General features: G+C 68.2%; 18 protein-coding genes. 17 read left to right on the top strand and 1 reads right to left on the bottom strand.

The window, feature by feature from the left end:
• Positions 1-94 precede the first annotated feature (94 nt).
• The 4 genes from EPN51_RS02135 to manA all read left to right on the top strand — a co-directional run bounded on the left by EPN51_RS02135 (position 95) and on the right by manA (position 4483).
• Entirely contained in the window at positions 95-538 is a 444-nt protein-coding gene (locus tag EPN51_RS02135) for a DUF3499 domain-containing protein (RefSeq protein WP_293035601.1), read from the top strand.
• Positions 539-753: 215 nt separating this feature from the next.
• Positions 754-2151, top strand: a complete 1398-nt coding sequence (locus EPN51_RS02130) for a phosphomannomutase/phosphoglucomutase (RefSeq protein WP_293035599.1) — start codon at positions 754-756, stop codon at positions 2149-2151.
• Positions 2148-3248 (top strand): TobH protein, encoded by a 1101-nt coding sequence (locus EPN51_RS02125; RefSeq protein WP_293035597.1) that lies wholly within the window; start codon positions 2148-2150, stop codon positions 3246-3248. The genes EPN51_RS02130 and EPN51_RS02125 overlap by 4 nt, the downstream gene beginning before the upstream one ends.
• A gap of 8 nt (positions 3249-3256) precedes the next feature.
• Entirely contained in the window at positions 3257-4483 is a 1227-nt protein-coding gene (gene manA, locus EPN51_RS02120; RefSeq protein WP_293035595.1) for a mannose-6-phosphate isomerase, class I, read from the top strand.
• Here the strand turns inward: manA and EPN51_RS02115 are convergent, their stop codons facing one another.
• Positions 4484-5881: an oxidoreductase gene (locus tag EPN51_RS02115; RefSeq protein WP_293035782.1), complete on the bottom strand. Its 1398-nt coding sequence runs from the start codon at positions 5879-5881 to the stop codon at positions 4484-4486.
• A gap of 99 nt (positions 5882-5980) precedes the next feature.
• On the opposite strand from EPN51_RS02115, the gene EPN51_RS02110 reads away from it, so the two are divergent.
• The 13 genes from EPN51_RS02110 (at position 5981) to secA (ending at position 21234) form a co-directional block, all read left to right on the top strand.
• Positions 5981-7498 (top strand): amino acid permease, encoded by a 1518-nt coding sequence (locus tag EPN51_RS02110; RefSeq protein ID WP_293035593.1) that lies wholly within the window; start codon positions 5981-5983, stop codon positions 7496-7498.
• Positions 7499-7600: 102 nt separating this feature from the next.
• Complete coding sequence (locus tag EPN51_RS02105; RefSeq protein WP_293035591.1) at positions 7601-8860, top strand: alkane 1-monooxygenase; 1260 nt, start codon at positions 7601-7603, stop codon at positions 8858-8860.
• Positions 8857-9027, top strand: coding sequence for a rubredoxin (locus EPN51_RS02100; RefSeq protein WP_293035589.1), 171 nt, complete (start codon positions 8857-8859; stop codon positions 9025-9027). The genes EPN51_RS02105 and EPN51_RS02100 overlap by 4 nt, the downstream gene beginning before the upstream one ends.
• A 10-nt stretch (positions 9028-9037) precedes the next feature.
• A complete protein-coding gene (locus EPN51_RS02095) occupies positions 9038-9223 on the top strand; it encodes a rubredoxin (RefSeq protein ID WP_293035587.1) in 186 nt (61 codons plus the stop codon).
• A 77-nt stretch (positions 9224-9300) separates the two neighbouring features.
• Positions 9301-9897 (top strand): TetR family transcriptional regulator, encoded by a 597-nt coding sequence (locus EPN51_RS02090; protein ID WP_293035780.1) that lies wholly within the window; start codon positions 9301-9303, stop codon positions 9895-9897.
• A gap of 123 nt (positions 9898-10020) precedes the next feature.
• Complete coding sequence (ahcY, locus tag EPN51_RS02085) at positions 10021-11493, top strand: adenosylhomocysteinase (RefSeq protein WP_293035585.1); 1473 nt, start codon at positions 10021-10023, stop codon at positions 11491-11493.
• A 92-nt stretch (positions 11494-11585) separates the two neighbouring features.
• Entirely contained in the window at positions 11586-12218 is a 633-nt protein-coding gene (locus tag EPN51_RS02080) for a dTMP kinase (protein WP_293035583.1), read from the top strand.
• A gap of 80 nt (positions 12219-12298) precedes the next feature.
• Complete coding sequence (gene mtrA, locus EPN51_RS02075) at positions 12299-12985, top strand: two-component system response regulator MtrA (protein ID WP_007168097.1); 687 nt, start codon at positions 12299-12301, stop codon at positions 12983-12985.
• Between the two features lie 70 nt (positions 12986-13055).
• A complete protein-coding gene (mtrB, locus tag EPN51_RS02070; RefSeq protein ID WP_293035495.1) occupies positions 13056-14738 on the top strand; it encodes an MtrAB system histidine kinase MtrB in 1683 nt (560 codons plus the stop codon).
• A complete protein-coding gene (gene lpqB / locus EPN51_RS02065) occupies positions 14738-16492 on the top strand; it encodes an MtrAB system accessory lipoprotein LpqB (RefSeq protein WP_293035493.1) in 1755 nt (584 codons plus the stop codon). Before mtrB ends, lpqB begins: the two co-directional genes overlap by 1 nt.
• A gap of 152 nt (positions 16493-16644) precedes the next feature.
• Positions 16645-17277 carry a ComF family protein gene (locus tag EPN51_RS02060; protein ID WP_293035778.1) on the top strand — a complete coding sequence of 211 codons (633 nt, stop codon included), beginning with the start codon at positions 16645-16647 and terminating at the stop codon, positions 17275-17277.
• 322 nt (positions 17278-17599) lie between these two features.
• Positions 17600-18268, top strand: a complete 669-nt coding sequence (raiA, locus tag EPN51_RS02055; protein WP_293035775.1) for a ribosome-associated translation inhibitor RaiA — start codon at positions 17600-17602, stop codon at positions 18266-18268.
• A 137-nt stretch (positions 18269-18405) separates the two neighbouring features.
• Positions 18406-21234 (top strand): preprotein translocase subunit SecA, encoded by a 2829-nt coding sequence (secA, locus tag EPN51_RS02050; protein WP_293035491.1) that lies wholly within the window; start codon positions 18406-18408, stop codon positions 21232-21234.
• The last annotated feature ends 222 nt before the right edge of the window (positions 21235-21456 follow it).

Genomic DNA, 21456 nt, shown 5'->3' with positions numbered 1-21456 from the left:
CCACGCGCCCGATGGTAACGGTTGCACATCGGCGGCCGGGGAGTTGCGCGTGTCCGGCGCTTCGGCGGCGTTTGTGCACGATAGCCTTTCGAACGTGAACGTTCCCCGTCGCTGTTGCCGGCCCGGGTGCCCGCACTACGCCGTGGCGACCCTAACGTTCGTCTATTCGGACTCGACGGCAGTCGTCGGCCCGCTGGCGACCGCTCGGGAACCGCATTCCTGGGATTTGTGCGTCAACCATGCCGGCCGCATCACCGCCCCCCGCGGATGGGAGCTGGTGCGCCATGCCGGTCCCCTGCCCACCCATCCCGATGAGGACGACCTGGTCGCCCTGGCCGACGCGGTCCGCGAAGGCGGTTCGGGAGATCACGGCCCGTATGGCGGCACCGGATCGCCCGTGAACGGCTTTGCCGATCCGCACATCCATCACGGCGGATCCCAGGCCACCGCGCCCAGCAGCAGCCTGCTCGCGCCGCCCGAGCATCGGTCCGGACGGCGCCGCGGACATCTGCGCGTGTTGCCCGATCCGACCGACTAGAGCCCCGATGGTGGCGACCCGCTTCGCCCGGCTCCGCCGCGCTCGCGATCGCCTAGCCCCGATGGTGGCGACCCGCTTCGCCCGGCTCCGCCGCGCTCGCGATCGCCACGAGCCCGCGCACCCGCGTTCGGCAGATCCGCGCGCACCGCGGGGGCTCGTGTTCTCTTTGGCCCGATAGGCTGACGGCCAAGAGTTCACGTCGTCAGGAGTCCCGCATGTCTCGGCCCGCCGCGACTGTCCACCGTGTCGTCAAGGCGTACGACGTGCGTGGTCTAGTCGGCGAAGAGCTCGACCAGTCGCTGGTCGCCGATCTGGGCGCAGCCTTCGCCAGGCTGATGCGCGCCGAGGGTGCCCGCCAAGTCGCGATCGGCCACGACATGCGCGACAGCTCGCCCACCCTGGCCGCCGTGTTCGCGGCCGGGGTCAGGAGTCAGGGCCTTGACGTCGTGCGAATCGGCTTGGCCTCCACCGATCAGCTCTACTTCGCCTCCGGGTTGCTGGACTGCCCCGGCGCGATGTTCACCGCGAGCCACAATCCGGCCGCCTACAACGGGATCAAGTTGTGTCGGGCGGGGGCCAAACCGGTCGGTGCCGAGATGGGGTTGCGTGTCATCGCCGAGGACGTGATCGCCGGCGTCGAGGGATACGACGGTCAGCCCGGAACGGTCACCGATCGCGACGTGCTGGCCGACTACGGGCAATACCTGCGCTCCCTGGTGGACACGTCCGGTCTGCGCCCGCTGCGGGTGGCCGTGGACGCCGGCAACGGCATGGCCGGTCTGACCACGCCCGCGGTGCTCGGCCCGATCGGCTCGATCACGTTGTTGCCGTTGTACTTCGAGCTCGACGGCTCCTTTCCCAATCACGAGGCCAACCCGCTCGAACCCGCCAACCTGGCTGACCTGCAGGCGTTTGTGCGCGAGACCGGCGCCGATATCGGGCTGGCCTTCGACGGGGACGCCGATCGCTGCTTCGTGGTCGACGAACGCGGCGACCCCGTGTCGCCGTCGACCGTGACCAGCCTGGTGGCGGCCCGCGAACTGGGCCGCGAGATCGGCGCGACGATCATCCACAACGTGATCACCTCGCGCGCGGTGCCCGAACTGGTCGCCGAGCGCGGCGGCACGCCGCTGCGGTCCCGGGTGGGGCACTCCTATATCAAGGCGCTGATGGCCGACACCGGCGCGATCTTCGGCGGCGAACATTCGGCCCACTACTACTTCCGCGACTTCTGGGGCGCCGACTCCGGGATGCTGGCGGCGCTGTACGTGCTGGCCGCGCTCGGCGAGCAGGAGCGCCCACTGTCGGAGCTGACCGCGGACTACCAGCGCTACGAATCGTCCGGCGAGATCAACTTCACGGTGGCCGACGCAGCACAGTGCACGGAAGCGGTGCTGAGGTCGTTCGGCACCCGGATTCACTCTCTCGATCACGTGGACGGTGTGACGGTGGACCTGGGCGACGGCAGCTGGTTCAACCTGCGGAGCTCGAATACCGAGCCATTGCTGCGGCTCAATGTGGAGGGCCGCACGGCCGAGGACGTCGGCGCGGTGGTCGCCCAGGTCAGCGCGGAAATCGCCGCGCAGACGTCACCCGCCAAGGCCGCTCCGTGAACGCCACCCGGGCGATCGATCTCGAAGACACCGAGGGCCTGCTGGCCGCGGACCGCGACGGCCTGCTGCGCGCGGCGTCGTCGGCCGGCGCGCAGGTGCGCGCGGTCGCCACCGCGGTCGAGGAGGGTGCGCTGGATCCGCTGCGCGCAGAGGACCGTCCGCGCAGCGTGATCTGGGTGGCCGGCCGGGGTACCGCCGAGGCCGCCGGGGCGATGCTGGCCTCGACGATGGGTTCGGTGGCGTCCCAGCCGTTCACGCTGGCAGCCGAGGCGCCCCCGTGGCTGGGCCCGCTCGACGTGCTGATCGTCGCCGGCGACGATCCCGGCGAACCCGCGTTGGTCGCTGCCGCCGCGACCGGGGTGCGCCGCGGTGCGCGGGTGGTGGTGGTGGCGCCCTACGAGGGCCCGCTACGGGATTCCACCGCCGGTCGGGTGGCGGTGCTGGCGCCCCGGCTGGGGGTTCCCGACGAATTCGGATTGTGCCGGTACCTGGCCGCCGGGCTGGCGGTGATGCACGCCTTGGACCCGCGGCCCAGCATCGACCTGGGGTTGCTCGCCGACGAGCTCGACGCCGAGGCGCTGCGCAACAGCGCCGCCCGCGAGCTGTTCACCAATCCGGCCAAGCTGCTGGCCACGCGGATCGCCGATTGCCAGGTGGCGCTGGCCGGCGACGGTGCCGCGACGCTGGCCCTGGCCCGGCACGGCAGTTCGGTGCTGCTGCGGGTCGCGAACCAGGTGACCCCGGCCACCGGGCTGGCCGACGCGGTAGTCGCCCTGCGCGCCGCGGCGGCGGGCGGCTTCGAGGATCCGCACGCCGCCCTGTTCCACGACGAAGAGCTCGACGGGCCGCTGCCCCCGCGGTTGCGGGTGCTGGTAGTCGTCCTGGCGGCCGAGCAGACGACGGTGGCCGCCCGCACGGCCGGGCTCGACGACGTGTACGTGCTCGCCGCCGAGGATGTGCCCGACGGACCGGGCGGCTCGGCCGGCTCGGGTGTTTCACCTGCGCTGGGGGGCCCCGGTCGCGCCGAGCAGCAGCTGGCAGTATTGGCCCTCCGGCTGGAGATGGCCGCGGTTTACATGCGACTGGTGCGGGGATAAAGAGAACAGTGGAACTGCTTCGCGGGGCCTTGAGAACGTACGCGTGGGGTTCGCGTACCGACATCGCCGAGTTCACCGAGCGTCCGGTGCCGGCGGCGCATCCGGAGGCCGAGCTCTGGTTCGGCGCCCATCCGGGTGATCCGGCCTGGCTGGAAACCGACAACGGTGAAATCACCTTGCTCGACGCGCTGGATGCCGACCCGGAGGGTGAGCTCGGGCCGGGCTCGCGGGCCCGCTTCGGTGACGTGCTGCCCTTCCTGGTCAAGGTGCTCGCGGCCGACGAGCCGCTGTCGTTGCAGGCGCACCCGAGCGCGGCGCAGGCGACCGAGGGTTATCTGCGCGAGGAGCGGGCCGGCATCCCCCTGAACTCACCGGTGCGCAACTACCGCGACACCTCGCACAAGCCGGAGTTGCTGGTGGCGCTGCACCCGTTCGAGGCGCTGGCCGGCTTCCGCCCGGCGTCGCGCACCGTCGAGCTGCTGCAGGCCCTGGCCGTCTCCGACCTCGACCCCTTCATCGACCTGCTGAACGACCAGTCCGACGCCGACGGTCTGCGCGCGCTGTTCACCACCTGGATCACCGCCCCGCAGCCCGACATCGACGTGCTGGTGCCGGCCGTGCTGGACGGCGCCATCGCGTACCTCAGTTCGGGGGCAACCGAATTCGCGGCCGAGGCCAAGACGGTGCTCGAGCTTGGCGAACGCTATCCCGGTGACGCCGGGGTGCTGGCGGCGCTGCTGCTCAACCGCGTCAGCCTGGCCCCGGGTGAGGCCATCTTCGTGTCGGCCGGCAATCTGCACACCTATCTGCGGGGTTTCGCGGTGGAGGTGATGGCCAACTCCGACAACGTGTTACGGGGTGGCCTGACCCCCAAGCACGTCGACGTGCCCGAGCTGCTGCGGGTGCTGGACTTCGCCCCCACCACCGAGGAGCAGTTGCGGCCGCACATCCACCGCGAGGGCTTCGGGCTGATCTATGAGACACCGGCCGAGGAGTTCGCCGTCGCCCTGCTGGACCTGGAAGACGAGTACGTCGGCCACGAGGTGGATGCGACATGCAGCCACGACGGACCGCAGATCCTGTTGTGCATCCAGGGCTCCACGACGGTGCACGGCAAATCCGGTTCGCTGACCCTGAAGCGGGGGATGGCCGCCTGGGTCGCGGCCGACGACGCCCCGATCCGGCTGGTCGCGCACGAGCCCAGCAAGCTGTTCAGGGCGACGATAGGGCTGTAGCTAGTCCTGATGGCGGCGACCCGCAGCGCCCGGCTGCGCCGCGCTTGCGATCGCCGCGGCCCGGCGTCGCTCGCCCAGCCACAGCCGCGCGTTGTGCGCGATGGCGCGCCCGATGATCCGCGGCGGCGGCACCATATAGAGGTTGTCCAGTAGCGAGAACCGGCGCAAAAACCATTCCGCCAGAACGGGTTCGGTCTCGGCGGCCCCCAGGAATTGGTCGAACAGCGCACCGGAGGGCCGCCACCACCAGGGAATCGGTCCCAACGTGGCGGCGTGGTGGAAGGTGATGTCGCCGATGGCGTTCATCACCCACACGGGAAAGGTGCTCTTGGCGGTGGCCCGGTTGAACGCCGCGGCCAGTCGATCGTCGGGACCCCGCAGCGCGCGGCACAGGTGACCGGCCTGCAGCGACGTCATCGTCATGCCCTGCCCGAAGGTGGGGTTGAAGCTGGCCACCGCGTCGCCGAACGCGATGATGCCCGCCGGGAAGCGGTCCAGCTTGTCGTAGCGGCGCCACTTACTGGCCGGAAAGGCGTGGAACGACGGATCGTCGAGCGGTTCGGCCTGCGCCAGCGCCGCGGTGAAGTGGGCGGGAAGGAGTTGCTCGGCCAGCGCCAGCATCTCGGGGAAGGTCCGCGGGGGTTTGACGTTGGCCACGCCGAAGGTGGTGAGGACCCACGTGCCGTCCTCGTAGCACAGCATGCCCAGTCCCAGGGACTCGTCGTGGGAGGCGCCGGCGACCACGACCTTCTCCGCGATCAGCCCGTCGGGGATGCGGAACTGCTGGGTGGCGTAATTGATGCCGATCTCGACGGCCTGTTCGACCGGTCGCGCAAAACCCCACTGCGTCAACCACACCGGCAGCCGGGTGCCACGGCCCGCGGCGTCCACGACGAGGTCGGCGGCGACGAATTCCGGCTCCCCGTCCTCGGGGCCGGCCGGATCCACCAGCGCACCGGTCACCCGTTGCCGCGCGCGGTCGAACCGCGGTTCGGCCACCGAGCGCCGCACGATCGTGACGTTGTCGAGGTCGCGAACGCGTTTGCGCAACTGCCATTCCAGATGCGGGCGGCTGGGTACGTAGGCGGTGAATTGGTCGCGCAGGGTCTGGCCCGTCCCGAGGACGTGGCCCGCGGCGCCCAGATGGATGCAGTCGGGCCGATTCTCCAGCTTGGGCACGCCGGCGTCGACCATGTCGTCGAGCAGGCCGGGAAAGTGGTTCTCGAATTCGATCGCCCCGCGCGCCATCAACATGTGCAGGTGCCGGTCCTGGGGAACCGCCGCCCGGTTCGCCGGGATGGCCGGTAACTCGTCGCGCTCATACACCGTCACCCGCGAGTACGCGTCCGACAGCACCCGCGCGGCGCACAGCCCAGCGATGCTTCCCCCGATGATCAGCGCGTGGCCCCTCGTGTTTGCTTTGCTGCCCGGCATCCGCGGAGAGTACCCAGTACTGTGTCGGACCAATGGCTCCCGGCGTTGGGAAAGGGCGGTTGCATGGCCAATCGATGGCGCACGAAGTCGGTGGAACAATCAATCGCCGACACCGACGAGCCGGGCACGAAGCTGCGCAAGGACCTCACCTGGTGGGACCTGGTCGTCTTCGGTGTCGCGGTGGTGATCGGCGCCGGCATCTTCACGGTCACCGCGTCGACGACCGGCGACATCACCGGTCCGGCCATCTGGTTGTCGTTCGTGATCGCGGCGGGGACGTGCGCGCTGGCGGCGCTGTGTTACGCCGAGTTCGCCTCGACGCTGCCGGTGGCCGGTAGCGCCTACACCTTCTCCTACGCGACTTTCGGGGAGTTCTTGGCCTGGATCATCGGCTGGAACCTGCTGCTGGAATTGGCGATCGGTGCCGCCGTGGTGGCCAAGGGTTGGTCGAGCTATCTGGGTACGGTGTTCGGGTTTGGCGGTGGCACAGTCGGATTCGGTTCGGCCCAGGTGGACTGGGGCGCGCTGGTGATCGTCGCGGGGGTGGCGACGCTGATCGCGTTGGGCACCAAGTTGTCGTCGAGGTTCTCCGCGGTGGTCACCGCGATCAAGGTGTCGGTCGTGCTGTTCGTCGTGGTGGTCGGCGCCTTCTACATCAAGCGGGCCAACTACACGCCGTTCATCCCCAAGCCGGAGGCGAGTCACGAGGCCAACGGCATCGACCAGTCGGTGCTGTCGTTGCTGACCGGGGCGCACAGCAGTCACTACGGCTGGTACGGCCTGTTGGCGGGGGCATCCATCGTCTTCTTCGCGTTCATCGGTTTCGACATCGTGGCCACCATGGCCGAGGAGACCAAGAATCCGCAGCGCGACGTCCCCCGCGGGATCCTGGCGTCGCTGGGCATCGTGACCGTGCTCTACGTCGCGGTCGCGATCGTGCTGTCCGGCATGGTGTCCTACACGGAACTCAAAACGGTTCCGGGCCGCGGCCAAGCGAATCTGGCGACGGCCTTCACCGCGAACGGCATTCATTGGGCCAGCAAGATCATCTCGATCGGCGCGCTGGCGGGATTGACCACGGTCGTGATGGTGTTGATGCTCGGCCAGTGCCGGGTGCTGTTCGCGATGGCGCGCGACGGGCTGTTGCCGCGGTCGCTGGCCAAGACCGGCGCGCGGGGGACCCCGGTGCGGATCACCGTGGTGGTCGCCCTGGTGGTGGCCGTGACCGCGTCGGTGTTCCCCATCACCAAGCTCGAGGAGATGGTCAACGTCGGGACGCTGTTCGCCTTCGTCCTGGTCTCCGCCGGCGTGATCGTCCTGCGCCGGACCAGGCCGGACCTGAAGCGCGGCTTCAAGGCGCCGTGGGTGCCGGTCCTTCCGATCGCCTCGATCGCCGCGTGCCTGTGGCTGATGCTCAACCTCACCGCGCTCACCTGGGTCCGATTCGGCGTCTGGTTGGTGGTCGGCACGGCGATCTACGCCGGCTACGGCTACCGGCATTCGGTGCAGGGCCGCCGGGAATCGGTGGAGCCCGAGCGCAACGCCTCGCTGGAGGCCGATCCCCACAGCCCGGTGCCGTAACAGCGGGCCGTTTACAAATTAGCATTATTTGTCTAGACAGAAGACGTAGACGTCGGTATTGTCCAACCTCAACGTGGTGTGACTCACAAGGAGGTTTGGCGTATGACGACACTCGAACCGCAGGTGAACCGGGAGACCGGCGCCCCCGCCTGGCGGGACAAGAAGCGTCGCCTGTGGCTGATGGGCCTGATCGCCCCGACGGCGCTGTTCGTGATGCTGCCGCTCATCTGGGGGTTGAACCGGCTCGGTTGGCATGCCGCCGCGCAGGTGCCGCTGTGGATCGGGCCGATCCTGCTCTGGGTCCTGCTGCCGATCCTGGACCTGCGCTTCGGGCCCGACGGGCAAAACCCGCCCGACGAGGTGATGGAGCAGCTGGAGAACGATAAGTACTACCGCTACTGCACCTATGTCTACATCCCGTTCCAATACCTCAGCGTGGTTCTGGGCGCCTACCTGTTCACCGCGTCGGACCTGAGCTGGCTGGGCTTCGAGACAGGCCCAGGCGGCGCGCTCGGCTGGGCCGGCAAGCTGGGCCTCGCGCTCTCGGTCGGCGTGCTCGGCGGCGTCGGCATCAACACCGCGCACGAGATGGGCCACAAGAAGGACTCGCTGGAGCGCTGGCTGTCCAAGCTCACCCTCGCGCAGACCTGCTACGGGCACTTCTACATCGAGCACAACCGCGGTCACCACGTGCGGGTGGCCACCCCGGAGGATCCCGCGTCGTCGCGCTTCGGGGAGACCTTTTGGGAGTTCTTGCCGCGCAGCGTCTTCGGAAGCTTGCGCTCGTCACTGCGGCTGGAAGCGCAACGGATTCGCCGGCTGGACAAGAGTCCCTGGAATCCCGCCACCTACCCGTCCAATGACGTGCTCAACGCGTGGGCCATGTCGCTGGTGTTGTGGGGGATCCTGATCGCGGTCTTCGGGCCGGCGTTGATCCCGTTCGTGATCATCCAGGCGGTCTTCGGCTTCAGCCTGCTCGAGTCGGTCAACTACCTGGAGCATTACGGCCTGCTGCGGCAGCAGAACTCGAGCGGCCGCTACGAGCGGTGCACCCCGGCGCACAGCTGGAACTCCGACCACGTGGTGACCAACCTGTTCCTGTATCACCTGCAGCGGCACAGTGATCACCACGCCAACCCGACCCGGCGCTACCAGACACTGCGCAGCCTGGACGGCTCGCCCAACCTGCCCAGCGGGTACGCGTCGATGATCTCGCTCACCTACTTCCCGCCGCTGTGGCGCAAGGTGATGGACCACCGGGTGCTGGCGCACTACGACGGCGACATCACCCGGGTCAACGTCGCGCCGCGGCTGCGCGAGAAACTACGGGCGCGCTACGGGGTCCAGGAGATCCCGGCATGACCGTTTACCGCTGCCCCGGCTGCGACTACACCTACGACGAGACGAAAGGTGCTCCGCGGGAAGGCTTTCGGCCGGGCACGCCCTTCGCTGACATCCCCGACGACTGGTGCTGCCCCGATTGCGCGGTGCGCGAGAAGGTCGATTTCCAAACCGCGACAGCCCGATAGGAGTGAAGCGATGAGCGAGGACTATAAGCTCTTCATCTGCGTGCAGTGCGGATTCGAATACGACGAGGCCAAGGGCTGGCCGGAGGACGGCATCGCGCCCGGAACCCGCTGGGATGAGATCCCGGGGGACTGGAGCTGCCCGGACTGTGGCGCGGCGAAAACCGACTTCGAGATGGTGGAGATCGCCCGTTCGTGACCGCAATGGGTGCCGCGGACCGTAGGGAAAAGGCAGATTCCGGGGCCCAAACGGCTATTGTCGCGCCTGTGAAGCGGATGCCGTACGCCGAGGCGTCGCGTGTCCTGCTGCGTGACTCGGTCCTGGATGCGATGCGGGATCTGCTGTTGGCCAGGGACTGGTCGGCGATCACCCTGTCCGACGTCGCCCGCACCGCGGGTATCAGCCGGCAGACCATCTACAACGAGTTCGGCTCACGGCAGGGGCTGGCGCAGGGGTACGGCGTGCGCCTGGCCGACCGCCTGGTCGACGCCGTCAACGCCGCGCTCGGAGCCCACGTCGGCGACATCTATGAGGCATTCCTGCAGGGCTTCCGCGACCTGTTCACCGAATTGTCGGCCGATCCGTTGGTGGTCTCGCTGCTGACCGGTGTCGCCAAACCGGACCTGCTGCAGATCATCACCACCGACAGCGCGCCCATCATCACGCGGGCCTCCGAACGGCTGACCACGGCGCTCACGCACAGCTGGGTGGCCACCAGCGACGAGGACGCCGGGGTGCTGGCGCGTGCCATCGTGCGGCTGGCTTTGAGCTACGTGTCGATGCCTCCCGAGGCCGACCACGACGTGGCCGCCGACCTGGCCCGGTTGATGACGCCGTTCGCCGAGCGTCACGGCGTCATCAGCGTTCCCTGATCGTTCCCTGGGCCGTGCGGCGCCCGGGAGCACGACTACAGTGGCCCAAGAACATACCTAAGCTAATTACCGCTTGGATCCGAGCGAACCCCCCCAGACGGCAGAAAAAAGGAAGAAGAAGTCATGACGACGACCGAAAGCGCACTCACCCCCGACGTTCGAAACGGCATCGACTTCAAGGTCGCCGATTTGTCGTTGGCGGACTACGGTCGCCGGGACATCGAGCTCTCCGAGCAGGAGATGCCGGGTCTGATGTCGCTGCGCCGTGAGTACCACGACGTCCAGCCGCTCAAGGGCGCACGCGTCTCCGGTTCGCTGCACATGACCGTTCAGACCGCGGTGCTGATCGAGACGCTGGTGTCGCTGGGCGCCGAGGTGCGCTGGGCGTCCTGCAATATCTTCTCCACCCAGGACCACGCGGCCGCCGCGGTGGTCGTCGGCCCGCACGGCACCCCGGAGGAGCCGAAGGGTGTTCCGGTGTACGCGTGGAAGGGCGAGACGCTCGAGGAGTACTGGTGGGCCGCCGAGCAGGTGCTGACCTGGCCGGGCGAGCCCGCGAACATGATCCTCGACGACGGCGGCGACGCCACCATGCTGGTGCTGCGCGGCGCGCAGTACGAGAAGGCCGGCGTGGTGCCGCCCGACGAGGAAGACGACTCGGCCGAGCACCGGGTGTTCCTCAATCTGCTGCGCGAGCGCTTCGAGACCGACAAGGACAAGTGGACCAAGATCTCCGAGTCGATCAAGGGTGTTTCCGAGGAGACCACCACCGGCGTGCTGCGGCTCTACCAGTTCGCCGCGGCCGGCGACCTGGCGTTCCCGGCGATCAACGTCAACGACTCGGTCACCAAGTCCAAGTTCGACAACAAGTATGGTTGCCGGCACTCGCTGATCGACGGCATCAACCGCGGCACCGACGTCCTGATCGGCGGCAAGAAGGTGCTGATCTGCGGTTACGGCGACGTCGGCAAGGGCTCCGCCGAGTCGGTGGCCGGCCAGGGCGCCCGGGTGACGGTGACCGAGATCGACCCGATCAACGCCCTGCAGGCGCTGATGGAGGGCTTTGACGTCAAGCGGGTGGACGACGTGATCGGCGAGGCCGACATCGTCATCACCACCACCGGCAACAAGGACATCATCACCCTCGAGCACATGAAGGCCATGAAGGACAAGGCGATCTTGGGCAACATCGGCCACTTCGACAACGAGATCCAGATCGCCAGGCTGGAGAAATCCGGTGCCACCAAGACGAACATCCGCCCGCAGGTCGACCTGTGGACCTTCCCCGACACCGGCAAGTCCATCATCGTGCTGTCCGAGGGCCGGCTGCTCAACCTCGGCAATGCGACGGGTCACCCGTCGTTCGTGATGAGCAATAGCTTCTCCAACCAGGTCATCGCCCAGATCGAGCTGTGGACCAAGAACGACGAGTACGACAACGAGGTCTACCGGCTGCCCAAACACCTCGACGAGAAGGTGGCCCGCATCCACGTGGAAGCGCTCGGCGGTGAGCTGACCAAGCTGACCAAGGAGCAAGCCGAATACATCGGCGTCGACGTCGACGGCCCCTACAAGCCGGACCACTACCGCTACTGAGCCCCGCGCCGGTCGCCGAGTGTGCGGACAGCCGCACATTCGGCGGCGAGGGGGCGGCCCGCCGCACATTCGGCGGGCGCTAGGCTCGCGCCGTGCTGATCGCGATCGAAGGCGTCGACGGCGCCGGCAAGCGGACGCTGTCCGAAGGGCTGCGCACGGCGTTTGACGCGGTCGGGAGGTCGGTGGCCATGCTGGCCTTCCCGCGGTACGGGCAATCGGTGACGGCCGACATCGCGGCCGAGGCCCTGCACGGCGAGCACGGGGACCTGGCGTCGTCGGTCTACGCGATGGCAACCCTCTTCGCACTCGACCGCGCCGCCGCGGTCGAGCACATCGAGGGGCTGCGCCGCGACCACGACGTCGTGATCATGGATCGCTACGTCGCCTCCAACGCGGCCTACACCGCCGCCCGCCTGCACCAGGACGCGGCCGGGCCGGCGGTCGCCTGGGTGCACGGGCTCGAATACCAGCGATTGGGGCTGCCCGCGCCGGACTGGCAGGTGCTGCTGGCGGTGTCGGCCGAACTGGCCGGGCAGCGCGCGCGCAGCCGGGCCGAAGCCGATCCGGGCCGGGCGCGCGACAGTTACGAACGCGACGACGGGCTTCAGCAACGCACGGGCGCGGTCTACGCCGAACTGGCGTCCGCGGGCTGGGGAGGCCGTTGGCTGGTCGTCGACAAAGATGTCGATCCGGGTCGTCTGGCCGCCACTTTGGCGGCCAGATAGCACAGATTTGTCACGATTTGGCCCTATCGAAGAAGAAACGCCCGTGTGGCGCCCCAAATTTGTCCCGATCTGGTGACACCATGGACTCCATGAGGCAAAGGATTTTGGTCGTCGATGACGACGCTTCGCTAGCCGAGATGCTCACCATCGTGCTTCGTGGGGAGGGTTTCGACACTGCGGTCATCGGTGACGGCACCCAGGCCCTGACTGCGGTGCGCGAACTGCGCCCCGATCTGGTGTTGTTGGACCTGATGTTGCCTGGCATGAATGGCATCGACGTGTGCCGGGTGCTGCGCGCCGATTCGGGCGTGCCGATCGTGATGCTGACCGCCAAGACCGACACCGTCGATGTGGTCCTGGGCCTCGAGTCGGGTGCCGACGACTACATCATGAAGCCGTTCAAGCCCAAGGAGCTGGTGGCCCGGGTGCGGGCGCGGCTGCGGCGCAACGACGACGAGCCCGCCGAGATGCTGTCCATCGCCGACGTCGAGATCGACGTGCCGGCGCACAAGGTCACGCGCAACGGCGAGCAGATCTCCCTGACCCCGCTGGAGTTCGACTTGCTGGTGGCGTTGGCGCGCAAACCGCGTCAGGTGTTTACTCGTGATGTGCTGCTCGAACAGGTGTGGGGCTATCGTCACCCGGCGGATACACGCCTGGTGAACGTGCACGTCCAGCGTCTGCGGGCCAAGGTTGAGAAAGACCCTGAGAACCCGACCGTGGTGTTGACCGTTCGAGGAGTGGGTTACAAGGCCGGACCTCCGTGACCAGGGGCGACGTTGTAGAGCGTCGCGTCAGGGTGGGGGTATCTCCCGCTCGCGGGGGAGAGCGCCGGCGGTGATCTGGGGCTCCCGGCGACGCACTCGGAGCCGCTGGGGGCGCTCCGGCCCCATGACTCGCGGCGTGGGGGCCGTGAGTCGCGCCGTAGCCGTAGCGTGGCGCCGCTCGTTGCAGTTGCGGGTCGTAGCGCTGACGCTCGGGCTGTCGCTGGCGGTCATCCTGGCGCTCGGCTTCGTGTTGACCAGTCAGGTCACCAATCGCGTGCTCGACGTCAAGGTCAAGGCCGCGATCGAGCAGATCGACCGGGCGCGCACCACCGTCGGTGGGATCGTCAACGGCGAAGAGGCGCGCTCGCTGGACAGCAGCCTCCAGCTGGCCCGCAACACGCTGACCTCCAAGACCGATCCGGCCTCCGGCGCCGGGATGGCCGGCGCGTTCGACGCGGTGCTGATGGTGCCGGGCGACGGCCCGCGCGCCGCGACCACGGCCGGACCCGTCGACCAGGTGCCCAATTCCTTGCGCGGCTTCGTCAAGGCCGGTCAGGCGTCCTACCAGTACGCGACCGTGCACACCGATGGGTTCTCGGGGCCGGCGCTGATCGTCGGCACCCCGGCGTCCTCGCAGGTGGCCAACCTGGAGCTGTACCTGATCTTCCCGTTGAAGAACGAACAGGCCACCATCCAGCTGGTGCGCGGCACCATGATCACCGGCGGCGCGGTGCTGCTGGTGTTGCTCGCCGGGATCGCTCTGCTGGTGTCGCGCCAGGTCGTGGTGCCGGTGCGCTCGGCGTCGCGCATCGCCGAACGGTTCGCCGAAGGGCACCTGTCGGAACGTATGCCGGTGCGCGGCGAGGACGACATGGCGCGGCTGGCGATGTCGTTCAACGACATGGCCGAAAGCCTGTCGCGTCAGATCACCCAGCTGGAGGAGTTCGGTAACCTGCAGCGCCGCTTCACTTCTGACGTGAGCCATGAGCTGCGCACCCCGCTGACCACGGTGCGCATGGCCGCCGACCTGATCTACGACCACAGCGCGGACCTCGACCCGACGCTGGCGCGCTCCACCGAGCTGATGGTCAACGAGCTGGACCGCTTCGAGTCGCTGCTCAACGACCTGCTGGAGATCTCCCGGCACGACGCCGGCGTCGCCGAGCTGTCCGTCGAGGCTGTCGACCTGCGCACCACCGTGCGCAGCGCGCTGGGCAATGTGGGGCATCTGGCCGAAGACGCCGGCATCGAACTGCAGGTGGACCTGCCGACCGAAGAGGTGATCGCCGAGGTCGATACCCGCCGGGTGGAACGGATCCTGCGCAACCTGATCGCCAACGCCATCGACCACGCCGAGCACAAACCGGTCAAGATCCGGATGGCCGCCGACGAGGACACGGTCGCCGTCACCGTGCGCGACTACGGGGTCGGGTTGCGGCCGGGTGAGGAGAAGCTGGTGTTCAGCCGGTTCTGGCGTGCGGACCCCTCGCGGGTTCGCCGGTCCGGCGGCACCGGGCTCGGCCTGGCGATCAGCATCGAGGACGCGCGGCTGCACCAGGGCCGGCTGGAGGCGTGGGGCGAACCGGGCGACGGTTCGTGCTTCCGGTTGACGCTTCCGCTGGTGCGCGGTCACAAGGTCACCACCAGCCCGCTGCCCATGAAGCCGATTCCGCAACCCGCCCCGCAGGCCGGTGGACCCGAGCGCAAGGAACGCTCGCAGCTCCAGCGTGAGCACGCCGAGAGGACCCTGTGATGCGGCGCCTGTTGGGCCTGCTGATGCTGGCCGTGCTGCTCGCCGGCTGCGCCGGGGTGCCCAGCTCGTCGGCGCCGCAGGCGATCGGCACCGTCGAGCGGCCGGCGCCGTCGAACCTGCCCAAGCCGACCCCGGGCATGGACCCCGACGTGCTGCTGCGCGAATTCCTCAAGGCCACAGCCGATCCGGCGAACCGGCACCTGGCCGCCCGGCAGTTTCTCACCCAGTCGGCGTCCAACGCCTGGGACGACGCCGGTAGCGCGCTGTTGATCGACCATGTCGTGTTCGTCGAAACGCGTGCGGCCGAACGTGTTTCGGCAACCATGCGAGCGGACATCCTGGGCTCGCTGTCCGACATGGGGGTGTTCGAGACCGCCGAGGGCGTGCTGCCCGACCCGGGGCCGATCGAATTGGTCAAGACTTCCGGCGGCTGGCGGATCGACCGCTTGCCCAACGGGGTGTTCCTGGACTGGCAGCAGTTTCAGGCGACCTACAAACGCAACACGCTCTACTTCGCCGATCCGACCGGCAAGACGGTGGTTCCCGATCCGCGTTACGTCGCGGTGCCCGACCACGACCAGTTGGCCACCGAGCTGGTCTCCAAGCTGATCGCCGGGCCGCGGCCCGAGATGGCCCGCACGGTCCGCAATCTGCTCGCGCCGCCGCTGCGGCTGCGCGGGCCGGTGACCCGGGCCGACGGCGGCAAGAACGGGATCGGGCGCGGTTACGGCGGCGCGCGCGTCGATTTGGAGAAGCTTTCCACCACCGACCCGCACAGTCGGCAATTGGTTGCGGCGCAGATCATTTGGACCCTCGCCCGGGCCGATATCAGGGGCCCGTACGTGATCAGCGCCGACGGCGCGCCGCTGGACGACCGGTTCCGCGACGGGTGGACCACCTCCGATGTCGCCGCCACCGACCCCGGGGTCGCCGACGGCGCGGGCGCCGGGCTGCATGCCCTGGTGAACGGCTCACTGGTGTCGCTGGACGGGCAGCACACCACGATGGTGCCCGGCGCGTTCGGGCGCATGGGCGACCAGACCGGCGCCGCGCTGTCGCGCAGCGGCCGGGAGGTGGCGTCCGTGGTGACGTTGCACCGCGGCGCTCCGGACATGGCCGCTTCGTTGTGGATCGGTGATCTGGGCGCGGAGGCGGTGCAGTCCGCCGACGGACACAGCCTGTCGCGGCCCACCTGGTCGCTGGACGACGTGGTCTGGGTGGTGGTCGACGGCAACAACGTGCTGCGGGCGATCCAGGAGCCGGCGTCGGGGCAACCCGCGCGTATTCCGGTGGATTCGGTGGCGGTGGCCACCCGCTTCCCGGGGCCGATCACCGACCTGCAGCTGTCCCGCGACAGCACGCGCGCCGCGTTGGTGATCGGCGGCCAGGTGATTCTCGCCAGCGTCGAGCAGACCCAGGCCGGGCAGTACGCCCTGACGTATCCCCGCCGGCTGGGCTTCGGGTTGGGCAATTCGGTGGTGTCGCTGTCCTGGCGCACCGGCGACGACATCGTGGTGACCCGCACCGACGCCAACCATCCGGTCTCGTATGTGAACATCGACGGCGTGAATTCCGACGCGCCGGCGCGTGGCCTGCAGATGCCGGTGACGACGGTGGTGGCCAGTCCGTCCACGGCCTACGTCGCGGGTCCCGAAGGGGTGCTGCAGTATTCGCCGTCGGCCGATGGTCAGCAGGGCTGGTCGCAGGTGCCCGGGTTGACGATGCCGGGGGCGGCGCCGGTACTGCCGGGTTAGTGGCGATCGCCAGGGTGGTGTAGCCGGGTGCAGCGGGTCGCCACCGCCGGGTTAGTGGCGATCGCCAGGGCGGTGTAGCCGGGTGCAGCGGGTCGCCACCGTCGGGTTAGTGGCGCTCGGGCATGTCACCCCCAACCACCACACTGGGTGCCATGCTCGACCTGTTCCTGCCGGCCGAATGCGGCGGCTGTGGGGCGCCGTCGTCCCGCTGGTGCGAAGCGTGCGCCGCCGAGCTGTCGGTGGCCGCCGATCAGCCGCATGTGGTGAACCCGCGCATCGACCCCGAGGTCCCGGTGTTCGCGCTCGGCCGCTACGCCAACGCCCGCCGGCAGGCGATCCTGGCACTCAAAGAACACGGTCGCGCCGATCTCGTCGCACCGCTGGCGAGCGCGCTGGCCGTCGGGGTGCACCGGCTGCTGTCGTGGGGGATCGTCGAGACCCCGCTGACCATCGTGCCCGCGCCGACCCGGCGCTCGGCCGCGCGCCGGCGCGGCGGCGACCCGGTCAACCAGCTGGCGCGCGCCGCGGTGGCGCAGCATCCGGAAATCGCGGTCGCCAAGGTATTGCGTATCAAGGCACTAACCCGCGACTCGGTGGGCCTGGGCACCGCGGCGCGCGAACGCAACATCACCGGCCGGGTCGTGCTGCGGGGCCGGCCGCCGCGCGCCGACGTCATGGTCATCGATGACATCGTCACCACCGGGGCGACGGCGCGAGAGTCGGTGCGCGTCCTGCACGCCGCGGGGGTTCGGGTCGCCGCGGTGCTGGCGATCGCGGCCGTGTGAATCGGCCGCGGCTCCGCCAAACCCGTGAACCGGCCAAGAGGTTGTGAAGAACACGCAACAGCTCGGCGAAATTAGTGGCATCGGTAGGCGAACACGAGCTAACGTCGAAAACAACGTTCATGACTCACTGGTCGGCATATTTCCAGGTTGAGGCCCACTTGCGGGAAGGGGGTGAGTAATCGACACCTTGCACCGGCGGGCAGCCTGCGGCGGTAGCCAGTCTCGAACCGCTCTCACCTCGTCGGCGCATTAGCCAGCCGGGCACGCAGGGCGCGTGCGACGTGTAAAGAGAAACGAGTTGTCACGTATGTCAAGGCTATCCGTGGATTCCGGTCAGATTCTGGACCAACCGTCTTCCACTACCGATGGGCAAGCCCAACCGACAGCCACCGCCGAAGTTGTGTTCAAGGGCCGCAACGTAGAAATCCCCGATCATTACCGTCTTTACGTCTCGCAAAAACTCGCCCGCCTCGAGCGGTTCGATCGCTCCATCTACCTTTTCGATGTCGAGCTCAAGCACGCGCCCAACCGGCGGCAGCGCAAATCCTGTCAACGCGTGGAGATCACTGCCCGCGGCCGCGGCCCGGTGAGCCGGGCGGAGGCCTGCGCCAAGAGTTTCTACGCGGCGTTCGAGTCCGCGGTCGACAAACTGGAGAGCCGGCTGCGCCGGGTCAAGGACCGCCGTAAGGTCCACTACGGCGACAAGACGCCGGTCTCGCTGGCAGCCGCCACCGCGGTGCCGCCGCCCGAACCGGCGCGCGGCGCGTCCGAGGTGCCGGCCGAGCACGACGGCGTGGAGTCAGGCCACGAACCCGGACGGATCGTGCGGACCAAGGAGCATCCGGCCACGCCGATGACGGTCGACGACGCGCTCTACGAGATGGAGCTCGTCGGGCACGACTTCTTCTTGTTCCACGACAAGCACACCGAACGGCCGTGCGTGGTCTATCGGCGGCACGCCTATGACTACGGGCTGATCCGACTGGGCTGATCCCGTTATCCCGCCGAACGTCGACTTACTGCGGGATTCCAGCCAAACTGGCGCACCAAGTCGACGTTCGGCGTCCAAAGAGCGACGTCACCTAGGATGGGTGTCGCCAAAGACTCCGATCCGTAGAGGACATAGCTGTGCTGTCGAAGTTGCTGCGCCTTGGCGAAGGTCGCATGCTCAAGCGTCTCAAGCGGGTGGCTGACTACGTCAACACCTTGTCCGACGAGATCGAGAAGCTCACCGACGCCGAGTTGCGAGCCAAGACCGACGAGTTCAAGAAGCGGCACGCCGACGGCGAAAGCCTCGACGACCTGCTGCCCGAGGCCTTCGCGGTGGCCCGGGAGGCGGCCTGGCGGGTGCTCGACCAGCGGCCGTTCGACGTGCAGCTGATGGGCGCGGCGGCGCTGCACTTCGGCAATGTCGCCGAGATGAAGACCGGTGAGGGCAAGACGCTGACCTCGGTGCTGCCGGCCTATCTGAACGGCATCGGCGGCAAGGGCGTGCACGTCGTCACCGTCAACGACTACCTGGCCAAACGTGACAGCGAGTGGATGGGCCGCGTGCACCGGTTCCTCGGCCTGGACGTCGGCGTGATCCTTGCCCAGATGACCCCCGACGAGCGCCGGGTGGCCTACAACGCCGACATCACCTACGGCACCAACAACGAATTCGGGTTCGATTACCTGCGCGACAACATGGCGCATTCGCTCGACGATCTGGTCCAGCGCGGACACAACTTCGCGATCGTCGACGAGGTCGACTCCATCCTGATTGACGAGGCCCGCACCCCGCTGATCATCTCCGGCCCCGCCGACGGCGCCTCCAACTGGTACACCGAGTTCGCCCGGTTGGCGCCGCTGATGGAAAAGGACACCCACTACGAGGTCGACCTGCGCAAACGCACCGTCGGCGTGCACGAGCTCGGGGTGGAGTTCGTCGAGGACCAGCTCGGCATCGACAACCTCTACGAGGCCGCCAACTCGCCGCTGGTCAGCTACCTCAGCAACGCGCTGAAGGCCAAGGAGCTGTTCAACCGCGACAAGGACTACATCGTGCGCGACGGCGAGGTCCTCATCGTCGACGAGTTCACCGGTCGGGTGCTCTACGGCCGCCGCTACAACGAGGGCATGCACCAGGCCATCGAGGCCAAGGAGCATGTCGAGATCAAGGCGGAGAACCAGACGCTGGCCACCATCACGCTGCAGAATTACTTCCGGCTCTACGACAAGCTCGCCGGGATGACCGGTACCGCCCAGACCGAGGCGGCCGAGCTGCACGAGATCTACAAGCTGGGCGTGGTGCCCATCCCGACCAACAAGCCGATGGTCCGTGCCGACCAGTCCGACCTGATCTACAAGACCGAGGAAGCCAAGTACATCGCCGTGGTCGACGACGTCGTCGAGCGCTACGAAAAGGGCCAGCCGGTGCTGATCGGTACCACCAGCGTGGAGCGCTCGGAGTATCTGTCGCGGCAGTTCCAGAAGCGCCGCGTCCCGCACAACGTGCTCAACGCGAAGTTCCACGAGCAGGAAGCGACCATCATCGCGGTGGCCGGCCGGCGCGGCGGCGTCACCGTGGCCACCAACATGGCCGGTCGGGGCACCGACATCGTGCTGGGCGGCAACGTCGACTTCCTCACCGACCTGCGGCTGCGTGAGCGCGGCCTCGATCCGGTGGAGACGCCCGACGAGTACGAGGAGGCCTGGCACGCCGAACTGCCCAAGGTCAAGGAGGAGGCCAGCAACGAGGCCGAAGAGGTGATCGAGGCCGGTGGTCTGTACGTGCTGGGCACCGAGCGGCACGAGTCGCGGCGCATCGACAACCAGTTGCGCGGCCGTTCCGGCCGCCAGGGCGACCCGGGCGAGTCGCGGTTTTACCTGTCGCTGGGCGACGAGCTCATGCGCCGCTTCAACGGCGCCGCGCTCGAGTCGATGCTCAACCGGCTGAACCTGCCCGACGACGTGCCGATTGAGGCCAAGATGGTCACCCGGGCGATCAAGAGCGCCCAGACGCAGGTGGAGCAGCAGAACTTCGAGGTCCGCAAAAACGTCCTCAAGTACGACGAGGTGATGAACCAGCAGCGCAAGGTGATCTATGCCGAGCGCCGCCGCATCCTGGAGGGCGAGAACCTCAAGGAGCAGGCGCTGGACATGGTCCGCGATGTCGTCACCGCCTACGTCGACGGTGCGACGACCGACGGCTACGCGGAGGATTGGGATCTGGACGCCCTGTGGACGGCGCTGAAGACGCTGTACCCGGTCGGCATCGACCATGCGACGCTGACGCATTTCGACGCCGACTCCGAGCGCGACGACCTCACCCGCGAGGAGCTGCTCGACGAGCTGCGTAAAGACGCCGAAAACGCTTATACCGCAAGGGAATCAGAGCTCGAGGAGATCGCGGGCGAGGGCGCGATGCGTCAGCTGGAGCGCAACGTGCTGCTCAACGTCATCGACCGTAAATGGCGCGAGCACCTCTACGAGATGGACTACCTCAAGGAGGGTATCGGGCTGCGCGCGATGGCGCAGCGCGATCCGCTGGTCGAGTACCAGCGCGAGGGCTACGACATGTTCATGGCCATGCTCGACGGCATGAAAGAGGAGTCGGTCGGATTCTTGTTCAACGTCACCGTCGAGGCGGTGCCCTCCCCGCAGGTCGCCCCGGTCCAGGCGCCCGAAGGGCTGGAGGAATTCGCGACCGCCGCGGCCGCTCAGCAGGGCGGCACGACGACGGCCGTGCGCGAAGACGTCCCAAGTACGTTGCGCGCCAAGGGTATTGATAGCCAGGCACCGGCGCTCACGTATTCCGGCCCGTCGGAGGACGGCTCGGCGCAGGTGCAGCGCAACGGCGGCGACGCGAAGACACCGGTCGGGGCCCCCGCCGGTGCCAGCCGCCGCGAGCGGCGCGCGGCGGCGCGCCAACAGGGCCGTGGCGCCAAGCCGCCCAAATCGGTGAAGCGGCGCTAGCGAGCCGATCTTCCACTCGAGTGTGCGGCTGGTCGCACACTCGGCACCGAAGGTGCGGCAGGCCGCACATTCGGCGCCGGATTCAGGCCGCATCCGTATCGGCGCCGGCATGTACGCGCTGCAGCACGGGCTGGTGAACCCGGTTCCCAGCTAACTCGAGGGCGCGGCCGAAAACGTGTCGACCACGGCCGAAAATGAGGCATCCGCCCCATGTTCAAAAGC

Source organism: Mycobacterium sp., assembly GCF_004298145.1.
In the GTDB taxonomy this organism is placed as follows: domain Bacteria; phylum Actinomycetota; class Actinomycetes; order Mycobacteriales; family Mycobacteriaceae; genus Mycobacterium.
This window is presented reverse-complemented; position numbering and strand designations above follow the sequence as displayed.

Coding starts and splice junctions, on each gene's coding strand:
- EPN51_RS02130 (WP_293035599.1), top strand. CDS start 754: ATGTCTCGGCCCGCCGCGACTGTCCACCGTGTCGTCAAGGCGTACGAC.
- EPN51_RS02110 (WP_293035593.1), top strand. CDS start 5,981: ATGGCCAATCGATGGCGCACGAAGTCGGTGGAACAATCAATCGCCGAC.
- EPN51_RS02105 (WP_293035591.1), top strand. CDS start 7,601: ATGACGACACTCGAACCGCAGGTGAACCGGGAGACCGGCGCCCCCGCC.
- EPN51_RS02100 (WP_293035589.1), top strand. CDS start 8,857: ATGACCGTTTACCGCTGCCCCGGCTGCGACTACACCTACGACGAGACG.
- EPN51_RS02095 (WP_293035587.1), top strand. CDS start 9,038: ATGAGCGAGGACTATAAGCTCTTCATCTGCGTGCAGTGCGGATTCGAA.
- EPN51_RS02090 (WP_293035780.1), top strand. CDS start 9,301: ATGCCGTACGCCGAGGCGTCGCGTGTCCTGCTGCGTGACTCGGTCCTG.
- ahcY (WP_293035585.1), top strand. CDS start 10,021: ATGACGACGACCGAAAGCGCACTCACCCCCGACGTTCGAAACGGCATC.
- mtrA (WP_007168097.1), top strand. CDS start 12,299: ATGGACTCCATGAGGCAAAGGATTTTGGTCGTCGATGACGACGCTTCG.
- lpqB (WP_293035493.1), top strand. CDS start 14,738: ATGCGGCGCCTGTTGGGCCTGCTGATGCTGGCCGTGCTGCTCGCCGGC.
- EPN51_RS02060 (WP_293035778.1), top strand. CDS start 16,645: ATGCTCGACCTGTTCCTGCCGGCCGAATGCGGCGGCTGTGGGGCGCCG.